20 protein-coding genes are annotated in these 21,600 nt (G+C 36.5%); 5 read left to right on the top strand and 15 right to left on the bottom strand.

Features of this window, described 5'->3' with window-relative positions; translation table 11 throughout:
- Positions 1–272 precede the first annotated feature (272 nt).
- The 3 genes from AB1284_RS03820 to AB1284_RS03810 all read right to left on the bottom strand — a co-directional run bounded on the left by AB1284_RS03820 (position 273) and on the right by AB1284_RS03810 (position 3,675).
- The gene (locus AB1284_RS03820) at positions 273–1,805 is read right to left on the bottom strand and encodes a fatty acid--CoA ligase family protein (RefSeq protein WP_429751525.1); all 1,533 of its coding nucleotides are present in this window, start codon (positions 1,803–1,805) and stop codon (positions 273–275) included.
- A 136-nt stretch (positions 1,806–1,941) separates the two neighbouring features.
- On the bottom strand, positions 1,942–2,931 hold the full coding sequence (locus tag AB1284_RS03815; RefSeq protein ID WP_429751526.1) for a lipoate--protein ligase: 990 nt from the start codon (positions 2,929–2,931) through the stop codon (positions 1,942–1,944).
- Between the two features lie 9 nt (positions 2,932–2,940).
- Positions 2,941–3,675 carry an MBL fold metallo-hydrolase gene (locus AB1284_RS03810; RefSeq protein WP_429751528.1) on the bottom strand — a complete coding sequence of 245 codons (735 nt, stop codon included), beginning with the start codon at positions 3,673–3,675 and terminating at the stop codon, positions 2,941–2,943.
- A gap of 190 nt (positions 3,676–3,865) precedes the next feature.
- Between AB1284_RS03810 and yhfH the strand changes: the two genes are divergently transcribed.
- Positions 3,866–3,994 carry a protein YhfH gene (gene yhfH, locus AB1284_RS03805; protein ID WP_429751530.1) on the top strand — a complete coding sequence of 43 codons (129 nt, stop codon included), beginning with the start codon at positions 3,866–3,868 and terminating at the stop codon, positions 3,992–3,994.
- A gap of 38 nt (positions 3,995–4,032) precedes the next feature.
- Here yhfH and AB1284_RS03800 read toward each other — a convergent pair whose 3' ends face one another.
- Complete coding sequence (locus AB1284_RS03800; protein WP_429751531.1) at positions 4,033–5,046, bottom strand: LacI family DNA-binding transcriptional regulator; 1,014 nt, start codon at positions 5,044–5,046, stop codon at positions 4,033–4,035.
- A gap of 217 nt (positions 5,047–5,263) precedes the next feature.
- Here AB1284_RS03800 and AB1284_RS03795 point away from each other — a divergent pair, with 217 nt between their 5' ends.
- Positions 5,264–6,208 (top strand): helix-turn-helix transcriptional regulator, encoded by a 945-nt coding sequence (locus AB1284_RS03795; protein ID WP_429751532.1) that lies wholly within the window; start codon positions 5,264–5,266, stop codon positions 6,206–6,208.
- 94 nt (positions 6,209–6,302) lie between these two features.
- On the top strand, positions 6,303–6,830 hold the full coding sequence (locus AB1284_RS03790) for a DinB family protein (RefSeq protein ID WP_429751534.1): 528 nt from the start codon (positions 6,303–6,305) through the stop codon (positions 6,828–6,830).
- Positions 6,831–6,974: 144 nt separating this feature from the next.
- Here the strand turns inward: AB1284_RS03790 and AB1284_RS03785 are convergent, their stop codons facing one another.
- From AB1284_RS03785 to AB1284_RS03765, 5 genes are all read right to left on the bottom strand, one after another.
- Entirely contained in the window at positions 6,975–7,202 is a 228-nt protein-coding gene (locus AB1284_RS03785; protein WP_429751535.1) for a DUF2187 family protein, read from the bottom strand.
- A gap of 466 nt (positions 7,203–7,668) precedes the next feature.
- Positions 7,669–8,637, bottom strand: a complete 969-nt coding sequence (locus tag AB1284_RS03780; RefSeq protein ID WP_429751537.1) for a carbohydrate kinase family protein — start codon at positions 8,635–8,637, stop codon at positions 7,669–7,671.
- 15 nt (positions 8,638–8,652) lie between these two features.
- Positions 8,653–10,125, bottom strand: a complete 1,473-nt coding sequence (locus AB1284_RS03775) for a glycoside hydrolase family 32 protein (RefSeq protein ID WP_429751539.1) — start codon at positions 10,123–10,125, stop codon at positions 8,653–8,655.
- A 59-nt stretch (positions 10,126–10,184) separates the two neighbouring features.
- Positions 10,185–11,633 carry a sucrose-specific PTS transporter subunit IIBC gene (locus AB1284_RS03770; RefSeq protein ID WP_429751541.1) on the bottom strand — a complete coding sequence of 483 codons (1,449 nt, stop codon included), beginning with the start codon at positions 11,631–11,633 and terminating at the stop codon, positions 10,185–10,187.
- Between the two features lie 102 nt (positions 11,634–11,735).
- Positions 11,736–12,719 (bottom strand): LacI family DNA-binding transcriptional regulator, encoded by a 984-nt coding sequence (locus tag AB1284_RS03765; RefSeq protein ID WP_429751543.1) that lies wholly within the window; start codon positions 12,717–12,719, stop codon positions 11,736–11,738.
- Between the two features lie 265 nt (positions 12,720–12,984).
- On the opposite strand from AB1284_RS03765, the gene AB1284_RS03760 reads away from it, so the two are divergent.
- Positions 12,985–13,686 (top strand): hypothetical protein, encoded by a 702-nt coding sequence (locus AB1284_RS03760; RefSeq protein ID WP_429751545.1) that lies wholly within the window; start codon positions 12,985–12,987, stop codon positions 13,684–13,686.
- 45 nt (positions 13,687–13,731) lie between these two features.
- Here the strand turns inward: AB1284_RS03760 and AB1284_RS03755 are convergent, their stop codons facing one another.
- The 3 genes from AB1284_RS03755 to AB1284_RS03745 all read right to left on the bottom strand — a co-directional run bounded on the left by AB1284_RS03755 (position 13,732) and on the right by AB1284_RS03745 (position 17,361).
- On the bottom strand, positions 13,732–16,068 hold the full coding sequence (locus AB1284_RS03755) for a YhgE/Pip family protein (protein ID WP_429751547.1): 2,337 nt from the start codon (positions 16,066–16,068) through the stop codon (positions 13,732–13,734).
- A gap of 183 nt (positions 16,069–16,251) precedes the next feature.
- On the bottom strand, positions 16,252–16,824 hold the full coding sequence (locus tag AB1284_RS03750) for a TetR/AcrR family transcriptional regulator (protein WP_429751549.1): 573 nt from the start codon (positions 16,822–16,824) through the stop codon (positions 16,252–16,254).
- Positions 16,825–17,235: 411 nt separating this feature from the next.
- Positions 17,236–17,361: a hypothetical protein gene (locus AB1284_RS03745; protein ID WP_429754456.1), complete on the bottom strand. Its 126-nt coding sequence runs from the start codon at positions 17,359–17,361 to the stop codon at positions 17,236–17,238.
- A gap of 235 nt (positions 17,362–17,596) precedes the next feature.
- Between AB1284_RS03745 and AB1284_RS03740 the strand changes: the two genes are divergently transcribed.
- Positions 17,597–17,785 (top strand): hypothetical protein, encoded by a 189-nt coding sequence (locus tag AB1284_RS03740; RefSeq protein ID WP_429751550.1) that lies wholly within the window; start codon positions 17,597–17,599, stop codon positions 17,783–17,785.
- A gap of 249 nt (positions 17,786–18,034) precedes the next feature.
- Here the strand turns inward: AB1284_RS03740 and hemY are convergent, their stop codons facing one another.
- Genes hemY through hemE form a run of 3 tightly spaced genes read right to left on the bottom strand, consistent with a single transcriptional unit; the run spans position 18,035 to position 21,473 of the window.
- A complete protein-coding gene (gene hemY, locus AB1284_RS03735; protein WP_429751552.1) occupies positions 18,035–19,456 on the bottom strand; it encodes a protoporphyrinogen oxidase in 1,422 nt (473 codons plus the stop codon).
- A 22-nt stretch (positions 19,457–19,478) separates the two neighbouring features.
- Entirely contained in the window at positions 19,479–20,414 is a 936-nt protein-coding gene (gene hemH / locus AB1284_RS03730) for a ferrochelatase (protein WP_429751554.1), read from the bottom strand.
- A 12-nt stretch (positions 20,415–20,426) separates the two neighbouring features.
- Complete coding sequence (gene hemE, locus AB1284_RS03725; protein ID WP_429751555.1) at positions 20,427–21,473, bottom strand: uroporphyrinogen decarboxylase; 1,047 nt, start codon at positions 21,471–21,473, stop codon at positions 20,427–20,429.
- Between the last annotated feature and the right edge of the window lie 127 nt (positions 21,474–21,600).

Raw genomic sequence — 21,600 nt, 5'->3', positions numbered from 1 at the left:
GTATAATTGGTGAATTATTATATAGATACTTTATAATTCCTAAATCCCCATCTTTCAAACTAGCTTTAGTTATATATTCTCTATTAGGTAGTATAGTAATGTTATTAATTAAAATTTGTCTTGGTGGATTTCCCCCAAATATTAATGAATTATTCGATTTACAATTAATGATGTTTCCAACTATTTGTTCGATAGTTTTTTTATAAAAAGAAATACATACAAATAAAAAAACAGCAGCCCAAATACACCAAGCTGCTGCTTTTTCATTCCTCTTATACTTGCATCGCCTTCTCTTTTAACGCCCTTCTTAAAATCTTTCCTGTCGTATTTTTCGGAAGCTCCTCTAAAAACTCAATACTGCTTGGCACTTTATATTTTGCAAGATGCAACGAACAGTACGCCATAAGCTCTTCCACTGTAACAGCATTCGTTTTCGATACAACATATGCTTTCACTGCTTCACCTAAACTTTCATCTGGGACGCCGATTACAACAACTTCAGCAACAGCTTCATGCATATATAGCACTTCTTCTACTTCACGTGGGTAAACATTATAACCGCCAACAAGGACGATATCTTTTTTCCGGTCTACAATATAAAAGTAACCTTCTTCATCCATTTTTGCTAAGTCGCCTGTATACAGCCAGCCATCACGAATTGTTGCGGCTGTATCTTCCAGCGCTTTGTAATAGCCCTTCATTATGTTGGGGCCGCGAACGATTAATTCCCCAACTTCGCCAACTGGTACTTCCTCACCCATTTCATTTACAACTTTGTTTTCCACATTCTGAACATTCGTTCCAATTGAACCAGGCTTACGCGGACGATCAAGCGGATTGAAACAAGTGACAGGTGATGCTTCTGATAATCCATATCCTTCCGAAACAATAACATCATACCTTTTTTCAAAGTTTGTAAGAAGGGCAACAGGCATAGACGCACCGCCAGAAATACAAAAACGAAGCGTATGAACATCTTCTGCACTGGCGTCCTCATGCAAATATAAATAATTATACATTGTTGGTACTCCAGCGAATATAGTAGCCTCATATGTACGACAAATGCGAAATACTTCTTTCGGGCTAAACTTTGGCAGCATTAAAATCGTTGCCCCGTTTACAATTGGCGCATTAACAGCAACCGTTAAACAAAATACATGGAACATCGGAAGAGCTGCAATTACACGATCATGCTCTGAATACTGTAAATATGAAGCAACATCGCTTGCATTACTGTATAAGTTTTTGTGTGTTAACATTGCCCCTTTTGGCTTTCCTGTCGTTCCAGATGTATATAATATAACGGCAACATCTTCTTCTTGTATATCTGGACCTTGAAAAGCAAGATCTCCGCTCGCTACTAAATTCGTAAACGTTTTCATTTTTTCGGTTTCTTCATGAGTTGAATCTGCTGAGGTTTCACAAATGATGATATTCTCGATGGAAGGAAGTCTTGATGTAAGTGATTGCATAACTGGTAGAAGGATGTCGAGTGTGATGATTGCTTTAACGTCTCCATTTTGTAAAATGTAATATAGTTCATCTGGTGTATAAATCGGATTGACTGGAATAACGGTGGCTCCTGCACGCATTGCTCCGTATAAACCAATTAAAAAGTGCGGTGAATTCCCAACAATTAATGCAACATTGTCCCCTTTTCCAATCCCCATTTTTGCTAAACTACTAGAAAACTTCGTGACTAATACGTTAAATTGGTCATAAGAAACCGACTGATCCTGAAAAATATAAACCGGCTTATCCCCTTTCTTTTTCACCGTTTCGGCTAATCTTTGAACGAGATTCACAAAAACCCCACCTTTTATAAAATTTTAAAAATTCTAAATACATTATATTAAAAGAAAATTAAGGGCGCAAGTTACATTTCATTGAACATCTATATAAGAAACAGCCATATGTAAGATATGGCTGTTTTTAATATCATTAAAAGAATAAAGATAAGAAATCTTCTTTTGTTATATTACCAAAATAACGTGGCACTTCTACATCTGCTAGCGCCTCAGCAAATGCCTCCTTATCAAACACCTTACCTCTTAAACGCTCTTCAATGTCATGTACATCTTCAACACCAAAGAAGTCCCCGTAAATCTTACATTCAGAGACTACACCTTTCTGTACTTCTAACCGAACATCTACTTGTCCAACTGGGAAACGGTGTGAATGCTGCAAATTAAATTTTGGAGATTTTCCGTAGTTCCAATCCCAATTTCGATAACGTTCTTCTGAGATTTTATAGATTTTTTTCCAATCTTCTTCCGTTAATTCATATGTTGGAATTTCACTTTCGCCTTCAAAAATATTTTCTAAAAGGAGTTGTTTAAATTCTTCAATTGTAATTTTCTCATTTAAAAATTCTGTAATGTTTGCAACGCGACTGCGAATCGATTTAATTCCTTTTGATTGAATCTTATCCATCTTTACATTCAACGCAGATACAACATGGTCGATTTCAGAATCAAATAATAACGTACCGTGACTAAACATACGGCCTTTTGTCGCAAACTGGGCGTTACCAGAAATTTTTCTTCCTTCTGCTAAAATATCGTTACGGCCGCTTAATTCGGCGTTAATCCCTAATTTCCCAAGCGCTATTGTCACCGGTTCTGTAAACTTTTTAAAATTGTTAAAGCTATCTCCGTCATCTTTCGTAATAAAGCTAAAGTTTAAATTTCCTAAATCATGATACACAGCACCGCCTCCAGAAAGACGTCTTACAACGTGAATGCTCTTTTCACGCACATAATCCGCATTAATTTCTTCTACTGTGTTTTGATTCTTTCCAATAATGATAGATGGCTCATTAATATAAAACAGTAAATACGTTTCGTTAATATTTAAGTTTTTCACACAATATTCTTCAATTGCTAAGTTAATCGTTGGATCTGTAATTCCTTTATTATCAATAAATAACATCGTTTCACCTCAAGATTCCCAAACGTAACCGCTATGAGCAAGCACCGTGCGGCCGTTAAAAATTTGTTTTGCTTCCGCTACTAAATCAGATAGATTGCCTGCATGCGGCAAATGAGTTAAAAGCAGTTCTCCTACATTTGCTTGTTTTGCAATTTCTCCTGCTTCTGTACTATTCATATGCCCAGCTTTGGATCCATCTTGATGTGCATACATGTTACATTCACAAATAAATACATCTGCATTTTGTGCAAATGAAACAAACTTTGGCATGTAACTAGAATCTGCCGTATATACAACAGTTTTCTCACCTGCTGTAATTCGCATTGCAAAACATATAGCAGGATGCACTGTTTGTAAGAAAGAAATGGAAAATGGACCAATTTGTAATGTGTCCGCTGGGTTGTAAGGAACCCCTTTTGTATACGGTATATGTGTTAACGATGCAAACCCTTTTGCATCAAAGGTATGGCCATAAATCGGCAATTCTGGTAATACACCCTTTGTCATGCTTGTAATTAAGCGAGCATATTGAAGTACCCCAATATCAGCAACATGATCGTGATGATAATGTGATAACAGAACAGCATCTATATCGGAAGGCGTTATGTATTTTTGAAGCTGTGCTAGTACACCACTTCCACAGTCGATAAGTAAACGAAAGCCATCATGTTCAAATAAATATCCAGACGTTGCCTCTCCCGCTTCCGGAAAACCGCCCCAAAAGCCAACAACTGTCATTTTCATATGTATTCATCCTTTCTAATTCACTAATCATTGTTTTACATACCTTGTTTCACTTTCTATTCTACATTCTTAACTATAATGGATTTTCTACACATTTTCATTATTTTCAAATTTGTTATAAAACAGTTGTTGACTTTAATCATTTGTACTAATACAATAATAGTAACAAATCGAAATGGAGGGATTTACCATGATAGATCAACCAATGGAGTTCTTCAGAAACTTACCGGCAAAAACTTGTTCCCACTGCGGAAGAGAAATTGATGAGCAACACGAAGCGTATCACAACAAATGTGAAGATTGTACTCACGAAGAATAATAGATTGTAAATATAAAAAACCTAGCAGACATCGTCTACTAGGCTGGCATCATTGTACTTTTCACCGTTGACCCTTTCACCAAGAGCTCCAGTTCAAACTCGTACACTTCTTTATTTCGATAATTTTTCGTATGAATTTTATCCATCATCAGTTCAACAACTTTACGTGCCATGTCATCAATTGGCTGGTCAATAGTTGTAATACCTGAGTCTGTAATCTGTGATAAGAACTGATTATCAAAACCAACTACAGCTAAATCATCAGGAATGCTCCAGTTGTGTTTACTCGCCTCTGTGATAATTCCTGCTGCGACTTCATCTCCCCCTGCCAAAATAGCGGTAGGATTTTTTTTGTCTTGCAAAAGCTCATAGAACATATTTTTTCCATCCTCAACTGAGTAAGCGCTTTCAATGAAATCAAGCGACTCAACTTGTTTGCTTTTCTCTGTTACAGCACGCAAAAATCCCATTTTTCTCTGTTGATTTATCACCTTTGTCTCTTTCCCCCGACAAAAGACAAGATGACGATATCCTTGATCTAACACATGCTTCGCTGCTATGTAAGCTCCTTGTGCATGATCAAAGTTTACAGTTGGAATGTTTGCTTCTTCAATATATTCATTGCATAAAACAATCGGGCCATGCTGTAAATAAGGCTCAACATCCTCCCACGAATTTTCAAGTGAACATAAAATAATTCCATCTACTTGTTTCGTAGATAACAATTGTAAATACTCCATCTCTTTTTCTGGTAAATATCTTGTTTGACAAATAATCAGTTTATATTTATGATCTGAAGCGACAATTTCAATTGCCTCAATAAATTTACTGAAAAAAGGATCTGTCACGCGCGGAACTAAAACCGCGATCGTTTCTGTTTTTTGCTTACGAAGTCTTCTCGCCGCAGAATTCGGAACAAATCCAAGGTGTTTCATCGCTAATTGTACTCTCTTTTTCTTCTCTTCCGATACATACGGATGGTTATTAATTACCCGAGAAACCGTTGTTCTTGATAACCCCGCTAATTTCGCTACGTCCTCGATCGTCGACACGAAATTCTCCCCCTTTGAATGAAAACGTTTTCTTATTTAGAATTATATAGTATATAATTGGAAACTGCAAGACACCTCAGTGGAAAATTACTATATTGATATTGTAAAACTTAAAAACTAGTAAATTAATACTATAAACTGCAGGAAAAATCGCTCTATAGTTCGAATTCATTTTTGTGTTGTAACTATAGCTTATAAACCAAAAAGGGTGATATAGATGAATCGAACAGATCGTTTACTTTCCATTGTTATGGAATTACAGCGACAAAGAATCGTAACAGCAGACACTTTAGCAAAAAAATATGAAACTTGTAAGCGGACAATTTATCGAGATATGCAAGCACTATGTGAATCTGGTGTGCCCATTCTCTCTGTTCCAGGGCAGGGTTACTCTTTAATGGAAGGATATTTCCTACCGCCAATCCACTTAAAACCAGAAGAAGCTGTTACCCTGTTGTTAGGTAATGATTATGTTGAACAAAATCTGCATAACCCTTTCTGTATACACGCTCAATCTGCCAAAGAAAAACTTGAAGCAATTCTCCCTGCTGAACAAAAACAAAAAGTAAAAGAATTACGGGGCACATTTCGTTTCCTTTCTACTTCTTTTTCTCATAATACCTTTGGATTTAAACAGGAACAGAAGATTCCTACTTTACAAGAATCCATCCAAAAACAGATAGGTATCTCTTTTTATTACCGGAAACCAAATCAAGCCGAAACACAAAAAGAAAAAAGAGTCGTTCATCCCTATGGTCTCGTAAACATTTCTGGATTATGGTATCTTGTTGCTTATTGTTTACTTCGAAAACAAATACGACACTTCCGCTTAGATCGAATGAACGATCTAATACAAGAAAAAGAAACTTTTACAAAACCGAAAAACTTTTATTTACTAGAATACACACCAGAAAATAATCGTACTGTAACCGTCCACCTTGTGTTTCAACATTCTGTTTTTCATAAAGTAATAGAAACCCGTTATTTTTATATAGATACATATGAGCTGAAAGAAGACGGTCTCCATGTTTTTCTAAAAGTAAGACAGATAGATGAAATTTTCCAATGGGTATTTAGCTGGGGAAGCAAAGTAAAGGTATTAGAACCACCCCTGCTTGCAGAAAGAATAAAAGAGGAAGCAAAAAATATATTAGATATGTAACTTTTTATTTTCACTACTGACATAATGGTGTCAGTAGTACTTCTTTATAATAAAATAGAAGAAATTAATGATAAGAAGAAAGGGAGTATGTAACATGAAAACAAGTACAGTTTTGGAGAAATTTGAAGAGTTAGCAACATACTACATAAAGGAGCTGGAGAAGTACCCATTAGAACTATTGATACAAAAACCTTCCGATGAAGAATGGTCACTTGGACAAATGTACAATCATCTCATTTTATCAGCATTCCATATGCAAATAGCAGCTATTGAAAAATGTGCACATCAAACAGCTGCTATTGGCGGAGATAAAACAGACGCTGGAGAAAAAATTTTCGCAATGGGCGCATTTCCTCCGATCCAAATTAAAGTACCTGCTCACCCTGCATATACACCGAACAATCCAACGAATAAAGAAGAGATTAAGCAAGGACTATTACAACTTATCGAAAAAATGAAAGAAATTGAACCTACATTATCAACTATTCCAAATAACTATAAAGTACAACATCCCCGCCTTGGTTATTTAAACGCAACGGAATGGTTTGAACTTATTTATATGCATTTTCAGCATCATCTTCGTCAAAAAGAAAGACTTGATCTATTACATGTTAATGGGTAAAAACTACTCTTTTACCACGACATATCATTATACAAAATACAAAAAAGCTAGCACTTTGCTAGCTTTTTTTGAAGAGACTAGGAACCCTTACTGAAAGGGCTTTCAAAATTTATTTTCTCTAATGGATAATGTTTATCGTAGTCATCACGAAACATGATCTCTCGAAATTTCTATTTTCTTGTACTGATCATGTTTTACCACTTGACGAGCTTCGATATTTTGATGTTCTTCATTCTTTAACATTTCTGAAACATCTACAACAACTGTATTTATTAAAATGTTTACTACATATCCAGTTAATTTTAAGGATGGGTTATCACGATAAGGAAACTGAACATAATCCCCAATGTTTACTTTGTTCATTTGTTCCATAATAAAAACCTCCTATATGCACTTTATGTTTTTTCTTTATAGTTGTTTCAACTTTTTCGCCTATTCTTCCTTCATAATAATACACTTTATTAATAATTGTGCAAAAAAATACCTGGAAATGCAAACAAATATGCATAAAGTGAAACTTTTTTCTTCATCTTCCACTGATGGAAAGCCCGCCCAATTGAACTTTTATGGAATCGAAAATAACACGGAAGATCATTTTTGGCGTTAGAATAGGAAACACATTCGAGTTCTGGAATTATAGTTGGAACAACAAAGGAAGAAATTACAAAAAATATGGACCATTTACGTGGGTAATGTTAATTATGGCATATATCGTTCTCGTAAAAAAGAAAAAGAAGATAACCATCTATCATATATAGTTGGTTATCTTCTTTTTGTTCTTTGTGTATGAAATAGATTTACTTATTTAGGTCGAATCCCCTTTTTATTTAGTTACATGTCAATCTTGAAGTAACTTATAAATATCTTCTTTTACGGGAATAGAAGATATTGCTCCTTTTCCTGTTGTAGTAAGAGCCCCACTTGCATTTGCAAATGTTAATATCTCCTGCCAATGCATATGAAGCACCTCTTCTATATTTTGTTGCCCTACGTTTTTCTCTAACAATTTATATAAGAAACCGCCAATAAATGCGTCTCCTGCCCCTGTCGTATCCTGCACTACAACACGGTATCCGGTTGATTGATACTGTTTATCCTTCATATATAATTCTGCACCTTGCCCTCCTTTTGTATAAATAACAACTTTTACATCTCCGATAAACAAGGACTCAATTGCCTCTCTCGGATCAGAAATGCCAGTAATAAACATCAGCTCTTCATCTGAAATTTTAACAATATGTGCAAGTGGAATAAATTCCAAAATCGTCTTTCTACAATCTTCCGCATGCTTCCAAAGCGGGAGGCGTACATTAGGATCGAAGCTGATAATCCCCCTGTTTTCTTTCACAGAACGAATTGCCTTCACATGTGCATATTTCATTGGACTTTCTACTAAATCGACGGAACAAAAATGAAGAATATCACCTTTTTCAAACCATCTTTCATCTATTTCATTTTCATGAAACAACAAATCTGCAGAAGGATTGCGATAAAAGGAAAAATCACGTTCACCATCTTCCCGCAATGAGACGAAAGCAAGTCCCGTATTTGCTTCATTCGTTCTTATAATCTTATCTGTATTTACTCCTACTTCCTGTAATTGCTCTAAAAGGAAATCGCCAAATGCATCGGTACCTAACTTTGTAAGCATACATGACTTTCCTCCGTACTTTGCAACTGCAACTGCTACATTCGCAGGCGCTCCTCCCGGAACTCGTTGAAATTCTACTACATCTTTTAGAGCCCGTCCTTTTTGAATAGGAATAAAATCAATTAAAACTTCTCCAATTGCATATAAGCTCTTCATACATTCCACCTCTTCTTATTCATAATCCCATTTGGTTGCTTGTAAACACACACTTCCTTCTTCAGCAAAAAAATAAATTTCTTTGCTTTCGGTTCTTGGAAATATCCGACCGGTAAATACCTCTTCTCCATCATTTATAAAAATCTCAACAGAAGATGTATCCACAAATAAATGGAACTTAATCGTTTGTGCCTCTATTGAACATTTCCTCTTTGTTCCATAAGATTCTCCCACAGCTTCTCCTGAATGTGTGCGATCTAGTATTACTTTTCTCTCTAGAGCATGATACTTAACTACTGTTCTCTCATTTTCACTCACTCGAAATGCAATTCCATATTCAGTTGCACTCTCATTTGTAAACTCACAAATCATTTCATATGCTGTTCCTGTAAATCCCTCATACATTTTCTGTTCATTGCAGATCATATCTTTTATTTTATATTGCTGTTTACGAAGTGCTTGAAGTTCTTTTACAGGGCGTTGAATAAGCCTGTCTCCTCGAACAAGTAATTCTCTTGGTAATGTCAAACAATGCGCCCAACCATTTTTATCAGTTGGATAATTTATTTCTGGCAACCCCATCCATCCAACTAAAATACGTCGCCCCTCTGTATCTAGCATTGTTTGAGGGGCATAAAAATCAAATCCTCTGTCCAGTTCCTGGAAGGAACCATGTGACATAAATAATTGTTTCACATCCAGCTTGTCTCCAAGAATATAGCCAGATTGATAAATATTATGATAGTGATCTCCTTTAGGTTTTAGACCTTGCGGGGAAAAAAGAAGAACTCCTCTATCATGTAGCTCGAAATAATCTGGGCATTCCCACATATAACCGAAATGATTCAAATTTATTTGCAATTCTCCTTCATAGCTCCACTGCATTAAATCAGGCGATCGGTATAATACTACACATCCCGTTTCATCTTCTCGTTGTGCTCCAATGACTGCATAAAACATTTTACCCTTTTTCCAAACCTTCGGATCACGAAAATGGTCTGTATACCCATTCGGAACTTCTTGAATGACAGAATGCTCTAACTTATTAATTTTTCCCGTTTCATCCATAATAGCAATACATTGATAAGGTTTTCTTATCCATTTTTCATCACGAGTATTACCGGTGTAAAATAAGTACAACTTCCCTTCATGCTCAATTGCACTTCCAGAATAAGCGCCATGGCTGTCATAATCATTTGTCGGTTCAATCCCTATACCAACATTTTCCCAATGAACAAGATCTTTTGATTTCGTATGATACCAATACTTTAAACCATGCACAGGGCCAAGCGGAAACCATTGATAAAACAAATGGTATTCACCATTATAATAAGAAAATCCATTCGGATCATTTAGCAAACCCGTTTCTGGCTGTATATGAAACGTTTGCCGCCAAGAACAATTATTTACTCTTGCTTGTAATTTCTGAATTTCTTCTAAGCTTACCTCCTCAATCCGGCGATAACGCTGTTCCCTTGTCCATACCATTTCTATCAAACTCCCTTAATAAATAGAGGAGAATGAAACCATCCTCCTCTTACCAAAAATTAAGCTGCCTCTTTTTGAGAAGAGTTGCTCTCCTTCTTTTCTGTTCTTTTGGCTAAAATAAGCGTTAATGCAAAAGCAATAATAAAGGAAATTACCATTCCGATTACATAAGGAATAATGCAATCTGGTCTAATTGAAATAATACCAGGTAAACCAGCAGCCCCTAGTGAAATTGCTTTTACCTTGTAAAAAGTTATAAAAGCAGATGCGACTCCCGAACCAATAATAGCTCCTATAAACGGATATCTTAGTTTTAAATTAACACCAAACATCGCTGGCTCTGTAATACCTAGAAGTGCTGAAATTCCCGCTGCTGACGCAATGCCTTTCACTTTCTTATCTCGTGTAATAAGGAAAACTGCAAGCGTTGCTGCGCCTTGGGCAATGTTAGACATCGTTGCAATTGCAAATATGAATGAACCGCCTGTTTTTGCAACGTCAGCTAATAATTGCGTTTCGACTGCAATAAAACTATGATGCATACCTGTAATCACTATTGGTGCATAAAGGAACCCAAACATCCCACCACCAATAAATCCAGTTGTATCGTATAACCAAACGATTCCATCTGTTAACAGATTTCCTGCAGCACGTGTAATTGGTCCTACTGCTGTAAAAGTTAATAAACCTGTAATAAAAATCGTTAATAAAGGTGTAAGAAGATTATCAAGTGCGGTCGGAATTACTCTTCGTAAATATGTTTCTATTTTTGCTAGAATATATGATGACACAAGAACTGGTAATACTGTACCTTGATATCCCACTTTTTCAATGCTTATACCGAATATATGCCAAGCGGGTACTTTATTAGCCAGCAAAGCTGCCCCATACCCATATCCATTCAATAAATCAGGATGGACCATTAACATGCCAAGAGCTGCTCCAAGATAAGGATTCCCTCCAAATCGTTGTGTTGCTGAAAACCCAATTAAAATTGGTAAGAATACGAATGCTGCATTTGCAAATGTATTAATAAGTGCTGCTAAATCTGTTATTTGAGGGTTTGCTTCTACTAATGATTTCCCTGTAATAAATAAGTCTTTTGCCGTTAATAGATTATTAATCCCCATTAATAATCCGCCAGCTACGATAGCGGGAATAATAGGAACGAAAATATCTGAAAGCATTTTCACAAATTGTTGCAGCGGATTTAATTTTTTTGTCCCAGCAGCTTTTACATCTTTTGTAGACATCTCAGAAAGCTCTGTTAATTTCGCCAATTCTTTATACACTTCGTTTACAGTTCCTGAACCAATAATAACTTGAAACTGTCCACCCGTAGAAAAAGTTCCCTTCACCGTATCCATGCTATCAAGTTTCTTTTGATCAACTTTTCCTTCATCATGTAAAACTAAACGTAAGCGGGTTGAACAGTGTGCTGCTGCCGAAACATTCTCTTTACCGCCAATTGCTTCCAAAATTTCTTTTGCGATTTGATTGTAATTCATAATGCTCCCCCTTTATTATCATATTTTTGGAACCGGTTCCAAAAACGAGCTAATTAAAAACCAGCCTTTGGAACCGGTTTCAATTAGATTATATGATTGCTTTTATATGTTGTCAACGCTTTCTCTTTCAATTAGTTCATATTGGGATATCGATATTTTCTCTATTTCTTCTTCGTTTATGAGTTTCACAATATTTCCAGCTGCCATTTGTCCAACTTCTTTGTAGTAAAATTTCACAGTTGTTAAAGCGGGATGAATCACCTCTGTTACTTGATATCCACCAAATCCAGTAATGGACAAATCTTCAGGCACTCGTAAACCTCTCATATATGCGGCTTTTAATGCACCAAGTGCGATATTATCTGTTGCACAAACTAAAATAGAGGGTTGAAACCCTTCGATAATTGCAGATGCTGCTCCAATCGCGTCTGCAATATTAAAACTTGTTTCATAATACTTCACTTCACAATCCGATTTTGTATCTACTGCTTCTTTGAACCCCTGTTTTCGTTTTACACCAACTGCAATATCATGTTCCCCTACACCTAAATACCCGATTCTTTTATGCCCCTTTGCAAGGATATATTGTCCTATATCATAAGCCGCTCCATAATCATCATGAATGAGACTGTACACTTCTTTATGCTGCTGCCCAACAAGCAGAACTGGTATATCAATTTTACGAAAAGCTTCTATGTGCTGCTCGGTAATTTGAGTAGCCAGTAAAATAATCCCTGCAACCTTTTGATTTGCCAATGTATAAATGTTTTCGATTTCCCGTTCTAAATCTTGATTGGAATTGGATATTAACATTTGATAATTTAGTTCTTTTAACTGCTCATCGATACCAATTAATGTTAGCGATGAAGCATAGGAATCCAAACGTGGTACGATTGTACCAATAATATTTGTTTTCTTTGCCTTTAAACTTTGAGCAAACGTGTTAGGAATATATCCTGTTTCTTGAATCGCACGCTTGATTTTCTCTTTTGTCGCATCACTAACAGAACCGCCATTCAAATAACGGGAAACTGTACTCTTTGCAACCCCTGCTATTTGAGCGATATCAGAAATTGTTTTTTTCATTGTTTCATCTCCATCTTCATATACGATTGTTAATCATATCATCTGTTTTATTCTAGTCTCCTACGTTGAAAAATAAAAGTTATATATACCTTTCTTCTGACAAAGCACCTATATATTTATATATAATTCGCATTCCCACACATCGAAAACTCAACCTTACAATTTCGTAAGGATACTGTCATAATACGGAATTGTTCCTAATATATGTTTTTCTGTAAAATAATAGATATAGGAAACATTCAAATTATTTTCAGGGGGAACAATCATGAAAAAGAGCATCATCGCACTAGCAATCTTATACATATTCTTAACTGTACAAACAATTTCTTCACTGTTTGGTAAGGAACATTATAACGACGCTGTAAACAAGCTAAGAGAAACAAAAGAAGTAACCTCTTTTCAAACAGCAAAGGATGGTGTGATTCTATTAAAAGGAAACATAACGACTGAACGGCCAGTTACAGATGAAACAAAAGTAAATAAAGAATTTGCTTTACTCGAAAAAAAGTCTTATAGAAGAAAAAAATTAAGTTGGAAAAGCATGGATACCGAAAAACATATTCCAGCGCACCTTTCTGTAAATGGTGAATCACTTCCTATTTTAAACGAAAAAGAAATTCGATTGGCAATCGAGCCTATTCCACTTTCTTCAAAAGACATTACTACAACTGAGGACTACACCTTAAAAAAAGACGATACACAATTAACAATACATAGTAAAGGATACCGTTATCACGGAATTGAAAATAACACGGAAGCTCTAATTTTTGGAGTAAAAAAAGGAAACAACCTTGAAGGCTATAATGGTTCTGAAATTTTAATAGGTAAAACAAAAGAAGAAATTACAAAGAATATGAAAATGAAAACACTCTTCGAAAAATATGCACCATTTGCTTGGGTCATTTTTACGCTTATCCTTGTTAGGTATGGTGTACATCGTTTTCGGAAAAAGAAAAAAGTAGCATAATAAAATAAAAAAATCCTAAAGGCTAATGCCTTTAGGATGTATCAATTATTCTGCTTCCGCTAGTTTTCCGTATTGACGCTTATGCATCCAAGTTAATATTCCAATTGTTCCAAGTGAGAATAGAACAATAAAGATTATTAAAGCACCTGCATTGTGCCACATAAAGCTAAAATCTCCGCTTGAAATAACTGCTCTATATCCTGCTATTGAATATGTCATCGGTAACCATCCATAAAACACTTGTAATGGTTTCGGGATTAACTCAAGCGGGAATGTACCAGCACTTGTTGTTAATTGTATAATCAACAGCAAGATCATAATAAAACGTCCTACATCGTTGAAAGCTGTTACAAAGAACTGAACTAACGCAAAAAATGATAAACTTGTAATAATACTAAACACTATGAAATATGGAACACTTTGTACTTTAACACCTAATCCTAACAATAATACTGCATCCACAATAATGGCTTGAATAACAGCAACTGCGAATAATATACCAAACTTACTAATAAACCAGCTAAATCCTGATTTCGGTATACCAACTGTTTCACGTAATGGGAACACAATAGTTAATAGAAGTGCCCCAACTAATAGACCAAGAGATAAGAAATATGGAGTAAAACCTGTTCCATAATTCGGAACTTCTGTTAGTTTCTCAGTTTTCACTTTGACTGGATTAGCGAACATTTCGTATACCTTATTGTTACCCTTTGTTTCACTTGTTTTCTCAGCGCCTTCGCCAAGTTTTGTTGCGAGTTCTTTTGAACCGTCATTCGCTTCCCCTAATCCACTCGTTACTTGACCAGAACCATCCTGTAAACGAGTTAAACCACTTTGGAAATCTCCTTTTGGATTTACGAATTGACCTAAGCCACCTGAGATCTTTTGTGAACCGTCAAGTAACGCACTTACTCCGCTTGTTAATTGACCGGAACTGCTTGCTAAAGTATTTAAACCGGTCGTTACTTTCCCTGAGCCATCAAGTAACGCACTTACTCCGCTTGCTAGTGGGCCTGATTGACTTGCTAAGTCATTTATCCCTGCTGTTACTTTCCCTGAGCCATCTGCCAATTTACCTAAGTTACCTATTGATTCTTTTGACAGTTGATTTATCCCATCATTTAACTGGCTAGCTCCACTTTCAAGTTGTTTTGCCCCAGCTTCAATCTGTCCAGCACCTTTTTCTCCAGCTAGCCCTTGTGCACCTTGTGCAACTTCTGATGTACCTGCGGCTACTTTTTGACTTATTGCAATTAGTTGTTGTAGTTGTTGCTTATCTTCTTCAGGTAAGTCTTTCAATTTTCCATTTAGCGCCGCTAAACCATCAGCAACTGCTTTTGCTCCACCTGCTGTTGTATTTGCACCAGTACTTAGCTTATCTGCTTGTTTCTTCCATTCAGATACCCCTTGTGAAAGTGTAGAAGCTCCTGAGCTTATATCTTGTGCACCTTTTTGGGCTGCTTTTAATCCAGACTGATATTTACCTTGTGGATCATTGAACTGATTTAATCCACTTGTAATTTGTTGCGAACCGTCTAATAACTGATTCGCTTTCTCTGGCATACCACTTACTTTACTATTTAATTCACCTAAACCCTTTGTGATTTGTTGTGACCCAACTAGTAACTGATTTACTCCAGCTGGCATTTCACTTACTTTACTATTTAACTCACCTAAACCCTTTGTGATTTGATTCGAACCCGTTTCTAATTGGTTCAATCCATCATTCGCTTTCTTAGATAACTCACCTAGGCCATCTGTGACTTGCTGTGAGCCGTCTTTTAATTGATTCGTACCGTCATGAAGCTTACCTGCTCCCTCACTTGCATCAGCAAAACCTTTAGAAACATCCTTTAGTGAATCAAACATTGTTTCAGCATACGTTTTTGTTAACGTACTCGACACTTCACTTTTAATTTTTTCAACTGCTGTTTCACCAATTTTTGAGAATAAATAGTTTATCCCTTCATTTGGGATGTACTCTAATTTTAATTGTTGTGGATTTGCTTCTTCCAGCGTTGTTGCATCTTTAGAGAAGTCTTTTGGAATGCGAATCGTCATGTAATATTTACGATCGTCCATTCCTTTTTTAGCTTCTTTGTCACTAACAAAATCCCATTTAAAGTTTTTATTTTCTTTTAGATTATCAACAAGTTCATTACCTACTTTAAATTCTTTTCCGTCATGCACTGCACCTTTATCAAGGTTTACAACCGCAACTGGTAAATCTTCTAATTGACCATATGGATCCCAGAACGCCCATAAGAATGTAGCAGCATACAATAACGGAATAAATAATACTGCAATAATGGGGATTAAGATTGTTTTGCTCTTGATAATCGTAGCAAACTCTTTTCCCAGCAGTTTTAATCCTCGCATTGTTTCACTCTCCCCGTAAATAATTGACTTTTTTTCTCATTCGGTCATTTCTTTTAAAAATAATAAGACTATCTGCTGACAATCTCGTATACTGCCCAGCGTTCTCTCTTGTTGACCCCCCTCTTTCAAAAGAATGACCGAATTATTCATTTGGTCACATTTTATAATAATAAAAGGATTATCTTATTTTGACAATCCTTTTAATAAATATAATTCAAAAAGTTCAGCGATATGCTCTTTTTCTAACGGTTCGTGATACTTTTCCCAGTCAGAAATGAGAGATACATACAGGCGAAGCATGATAAATGCAGTAATTTCTGGATCACATTCCATAATTTCACCTTTTGCAATTGCAACTTCAAGATAAGATTTAATAAATGTAATAATTTCAGAATCCAATTGTCGCATAACATCCTGCACTTCTTTTGTTCCCATATCTCGCTCTTCTTGAATAAGTTTAATCATGAGTTGATGTTCTTTACGGAATTCTAAAAGATTATATAAAGCACGATGTACATTTTCAAAAAATGATACATTTGAATCAATTGCCTTTTCTGCGACTTGCTTCATTTCTGTAATTAAATTTGAAATGATTTCACCAAACAGCTCTTCTTTATTTTTAAAAAACGTATAAATTGTTCCTTTTCCAACATTTGCAAGTTTTGCAACTTGATCCATTGTTGTTGCTTTGTAACCAAAAGCGGAAAAAGATTTTGTTGCAGCTTCAATAATTGCTCGTTTTCGATCAATCGCCACGTTGTCACCCCTCAATAATGACCAAATGAATATTTTAGTCAAATAGTACGATTATGATGTTATCATATCTTTCCAATGTTTACAAGTTTTCTTTTTATCCCACTATTCGCGGGCAGTAAGAACCTACTGATAGCAGTTTCACTTTATCGCTAAAAAATTGAATTCAATATCATTATCTCACATTGTATCAGAAAGATAACAAAAATGAACACTCGTCTGTACTACAGACGAGTGCGTTTTATTTTCTTTCTTATGAAGCTTTCTTTAACTCAATTTGCGCAAAGACAGGATCATGATCGCTCATGCGTCTATCCTTTTCCATGACATTTGCGCTGGATCTTTCATATATTTACCTGGATTTTGCGTATATCCAACAATATAGCCCTCTACAACTGCTTGTTTCTTCCCTTGCTACTGAAACAATTGAATTACTTCATCAACAATTAACACTTGTTCCTGCTCAGCCCTCGCTATAATATCTGATACTAGTACAATGAACACGAGTGAAAAAAAGATGATTGCCAGCTGTTTCAACAAAATCCTCCCCCTAGATATTTTCCCTACACCCTAGTATGTTCTATTATAGCGAAGTTCTTTATAAAGAACACTATACTTGTACAAAATTACAAAAAAATGAACCTCCTTTTAGTAGGAAACTACTTCTCCCTCTCTATGACTATTTGATGAATAGGGTTCACTACTTTCTACGGATTCTTTTAACAAATGATTTTCTTATACTAATTGTAAAAAGAATGCAAAGGAGTAATTCAATATGATTTTGATTATGATATTTGCCTTTTTCACTATATTCGCTTTCGTTTATGACTATATCATGGAGAAAAAAGGATTTGCCGTAGATTTTAGCTTATTACCTTCTATTACGATGAATGACAAACCTACACAACAACCAATTGAATATGAAAGAGAATACTATTATATAAAAAAGCATCCCTTCTCATAGGGATGCTCCTGTTATCCTGCTATTCGTGAGCAGTAAGACCCCCATCTCAAGATGCAGAGAAAAGCGAAGAAGATAGGTGGGGAATCACTGCTGGCATGCGCCCGATTGGTTCAACTCACCTTTTGAAAAAAAACGTTCCAAAAAGGAAGTTTCACTTTATATTCTGTCGAAGCGCCGATATATCGGTGGACACATAAAAAAGAGCTGACCTAAAAAGCACCTACGTTCCTTTTAGGTCAACTCCTCCTACTATTGCGCTATTAACTCTTTTTGTTTCGTTTGTTCTAAATGAGATAATACATATTTTACCGCTGCTTCGCCTTGATCCATACAATCTGGTAATCCAGTGCCAGCATAAGAGCAGCCTGCTAAATAAACACCAGGTAATTCTTCGTTCATGAACTGTTTTATATTTTCCATACGATCTTTATGACCAACCGTATATTGAGGCATCGCATCTTTCCAGCGGCTGACAACAGCAAACTCTGGCTCAGCTGTTATATCCATTGTCTTTTGTAAATCTTCTAGCACGACGCGAATGATTTCTTCATCTGTTTGATCCACAATCGCTTCATCACCAGGGCGCCCAACGTAACAACGTAACAATACCTTTCCTTCCGGCGTTGTATGCGGCCATTTTTTATGCGTCCATGTACATGCTGTAATTGTAAAATCACTATTACGAGAGACAACAAATCCTGTTCCTTCAATATCACGCTGAATTGCTTCTTCCGGGAACGCTAACGCTACATTCGCAACTGACGTAGATGGAACGTTACGGAAAAAGCGGAACTGTTTATATTGAGCAAACATCGTTGGCAGCAATTTATGAGATGCAGCCATAACAACAGCATCTGCTTCTATTTCTTTACCGTTGCTAAGCATGATGCTATAACGATCATCAATTTTTGTAATTTTTTCAACGCGTGTTCCTTTCATGACCGTATCATCTTCTAATCGTTCTTCAATTGCATCTACAATGGATTGCAATCCTGTTTTTAACGTTAAAAAGATTCCTTTTGCTTTTGCATTCTTTGGCGCTTTCGGTGCTAATGTACGCATACCAAGTGAGATACTGCGATATTTTTGTTCTACTTGATAGAACTGCGGGAATGTCGCCATTAAACTCATCTGATCAATATCCCCAGCATAAATACCTGATAACAACGGCTCTATTAAATTTTCAACCACTTCATTTCCTAAACGACGACGGAAAAAGCGACCGAGTGACTGATCTGATATTGGCTTAGAACGAGGAAGCACAAAATCAAAGCTTGCTCGCACCTTGCCGATAGGAGAAAACAATCCAGAAAATACAAATGGTTTAATTTGCGTTGGAATCCCCATCATCGAACCGCTTGGAATGCCATGCAAACGATTATTTACAAGGACAAACGATTTTCCTGTTGCATTATTGACAAGTTCATCGCCAAGATTTAATTCCCGCGCTAACCTTGCTGCACTCTCTTTTCGCTCTAAGAACGAATCTGGACCACGTTCAATTGTAAATCCGTCTTTTTGCACTGTTTGAATTTTTCCTCCGAGCCTTCCAGAGGCTTCAATCAGCATCATATCAATCGGCAGCCTTTGTTCACGAATTTCTTTTTGTAAATAATAGGCTGTTGTTAAGCCGGAAATACCACCGCCTATAATCACTACCTTCTTTTTCAAGTTCGCTTCCTCCTTCCTCGCTTTATGAAACTGCACTCCACTTTTTCATAACAACATCTGCTAAACAAGCAATAAATGCAGCACTTGCATTTGGCATCTCTGGGCGATAATAATTTGCATTTATTTCTTCTGTTACAATTTTACATTCAATATCATTGTCATACAGTACTTCTAAATGATCTGCAACAAACCCAACAGGTGCATATACAAAAGAAGTGTATCCATATTTCTCATGCAATTCACGTGTTAAATCCTGCACGTCTGGTCCAATCCATGGATCTGGTGTATTACCGGCACTTTGCCAGCCTACTGCATAATTTTCCACTTCAGCTCCGCGCGCAATATAATCAGCCGTTTCATTTAATTGTTCTGGATACGGATCACCAAGCGCAATGATTTTCTCTGGCAAGCTATGTGCTGATACGATAAGAACAGCTTTTTCACGCTCATCAGGTGTCATTGTTTCATACGTTGCTTTTACTTGGTTAACCCAGTAATCGATAAATTTCGGTTCTTTATACCAACTATCAATACCGTGAATTTGCAGGCCGCCAAGCTTTTCTGCTTCTTCTTGCGCTCTTCCTACATAAGATTTTACGCTGAAAGTAGAATAATGCGGCGCAAGAACAAGGGCAATTGCATCTGTAATTCCATCTCCGTGCATATTCTTCACAGCATCTTCGATAAACGGCTCAATATGTTTTAAACCGAGATACATTTTAAACTCTACTTCGTCTTGCATTTCATTTAAATGCGCTTCTAACTTTGTTGCTTGCTCAAGCGTAATCTTTGCTAGAGGAGAAATGCCGCCGATTGCTCGGTAGCGTTCTGTTAATTCTTCTAAACTTTCAATACTTGGCTTTCTTCCTCTACGAATATGTGTATAGTAACGTTCAATATCTTCTTCTTTATAAGGCGTTCCATATGCCATCACAAGTAAACCGATTTTCTTTTTCATATGACCTCTCCTTTACTTCGCCAACTGTTCTCTTGAATAGTCGTGTATGAATGCAGTCATACGTTTTAACGTCTCTGGATTTACCTCTGGGAAAACACCATGCCCTAAGTTAAATACGTATCCCGGCTGTTTCATTCCTTGGTCTAAAATCGCTTTTACATGCGTTTCAATCACATCCCACGGTGCAAGTAAAATAGATGGATCTAGATTTCCTTGAACGGCCTTTTGAATACCGCGAGCACGCGCTTCTTCAATTGGCAGGCGCCAGTCCAGACCAACAACATCAAGCGGCAAATCATGCCATTCATTTGCTAAATGACTCGCTCCAACGCCGTGCATAATAAGCGGTACATTCATAGGACGAAGCTCTGTGAAAATACGCTCCATTGCTGGTTTAATATATAAGCGGTAATCCGCAACATTTACTGTCCCAACCCAAGAATCGAAAATTTGGACTGCTTTTGCACCAGCATGAATTTGCGCTTTTAAATACGTAATCGTCATATCTGCAAGCTTGTCCATTAGCGCAAACCACGCTTTTGGCTCTGCATACATAAACGCTTTCGTTTTATGATAATTGCGAGACGGCCCGCCTTCAATCATATAACTTGCTAATGTAAACGGTGCTCCTGAAAATCCGATTAGCGGAACATCAAGCATTTCCGTTGTTAATAAGCGAATCGTATCTAATACATATGGAACGTCATCTTCAGGATGAATTTCTCCTAATTTTTCTACATCTTGCAGCGATTGAATAGGATTATCAATCACAGGTCCAATTCCAGATTTAATCTCTACATCCACACCAATCGCTGGAAGCGGTGACATAATATCTTTATATAAAATAGCAGCGTCAACGTTATATTGATCAACAGGCAGCTTCGTTACATAAGCACAAAGCTCTGGCTGATGTGTAATTTCAAACAAAGAATACTTTTCTTTAATCTTTCTGTATTCTGGCTGAGAACGACCCGCTTGGCGCATATACCATGCTGGTACATAATCCGTGCGCTCTCCTCTGCATGCTTGTAAAAATGTTTCATTGATTTGTCGTACCAAAATCTTGTTCCCCCTTCTTTTCTAATGCAGCTAACGAACCCTATCCTTTTTTATCCCGCTATTCGAGGGCAGTAACCCCCCTACTAAGGGAAGTTTCACTTTATCTTTTCTTAATATAAATCTGTAA

This window comes from Bacillus sp. S2(2024), assembly GCF_050474045.1.
Classification (GTDB): Bacteria; Bacillota; Bacilli; order Bacillales; family Bacillaceae_G; genus Bacillus_A; species Bacillus_A yunxiaonensis.
The sequence above is the reverse complement of the archived record's forward strand: the minus strand, read 5'-3'. Positions and strand labels throughout refer to the sequence as shown.

What these genes read in the sequence shown, in the direction of transcription:
- AB1284_RS03770 (WP_429751541.1), bottom strand. Translation starts at nt 11,633, where the DNA reads ATGAATTACAATCAAATCGCAAAAGAAATTTTGGAAGCAATTGGCGGT.
- AB1284_RS03795 (WP_429751532.1), top strand. Translation starts at nt 5,264, where the DNA reads ATGAATCGAACAGATCGTTTACTTTCCATTGTTATGGAATTACAGCGA.
- AB1284_RS03785 (WP_429751535.1), bottom strand. Translation starts at nt 7,202, where the DNA reads ATGGAACAAATGAACAAAGTAAACATTGGGGATTATGTTCAGTTTCCT.
- AB1284_RS03755 (WP_429751547.1), bottom strand. Translation starts at nt 16,068, where the DNA reads ATGCGAGGATTAAAACTGCTGGGAAAAGAGTTTGCTACGATTATCAAG.
- yhfH (WP_429751530.1), top strand. Translation starts at nt 3,866, where the DNA reads ATGATAGATCAACCAATGGAGTTCTTCAGAAACTTACCGGCAAAAACT.
- AB1284_RS03775 (WP_429751539.1), bottom strand. Translation starts at nt 10,125, where the DNA reads ATGGTATGGACAAGGGAACAGCGTTATCGCCGGATTGAGGAGGTAAGC.
- AB1284_RS03810 (WP_429751528.1), bottom strand. Translation starts at nt 3,675, where the DNA reads ATGAAAATGACAGTTGTTGGCTTTTGGGGCGGTTTTCCGGAAGCGGGA.
- AB1284_RS03790 (WP_429751534.1), top strand. Translation starts at nt 6,303, where the DNA reads ATGAAAACAAGTACAGTTTTGGAGAAATTTGAAGAGTTAGCAACATAC.
- AB1284_RS03815 (WP_429751526.1), bottom strand. Translation starts at nt 2,931, where the DNA reads ATGTTATTTATTGATAATAAAGGAATTACAGATCCAACGATTAACTTA.
- AB1284_RS03740 (WP_429751550.1), top strand. Translation starts at nt 17,597, where the DNA reads ATGATTTTGATTATGATATTTGCCTTTTTCACTATATTCGCTTTCGTT.
- AB1284_RS03760 (WP_429751545.1), top strand. Translation starts at nt 12,985, where the DNA reads ATGAAAAAGAGCATCATCGCACTAGCAATCTTATACATATTCTTAACT.
- AB1284_RS03780 (WP_429751537.1), bottom strand. Translation starts at nt 8,637, where the DNA reads ATGAAGAGCTTATATGCAATTGGAGAAGTTTTAATTGATTTTATTCCT.
- hemH (WP_429751554.1), bottom strand. Translation starts at nt 20,414, where the DNA reads ATGAAAAAGAAAATCGGTTTACTTGTGATGGCATATGGAACGCCTTAT.
- AB1284_RS03765 (WP_429751543.1), bottom strand. Translation starts at nt 12,719, where the DNA reads ATGAAAAAAACAATTTCTGATATCGCTCAAATAGCAGGGGTTGCAAAG.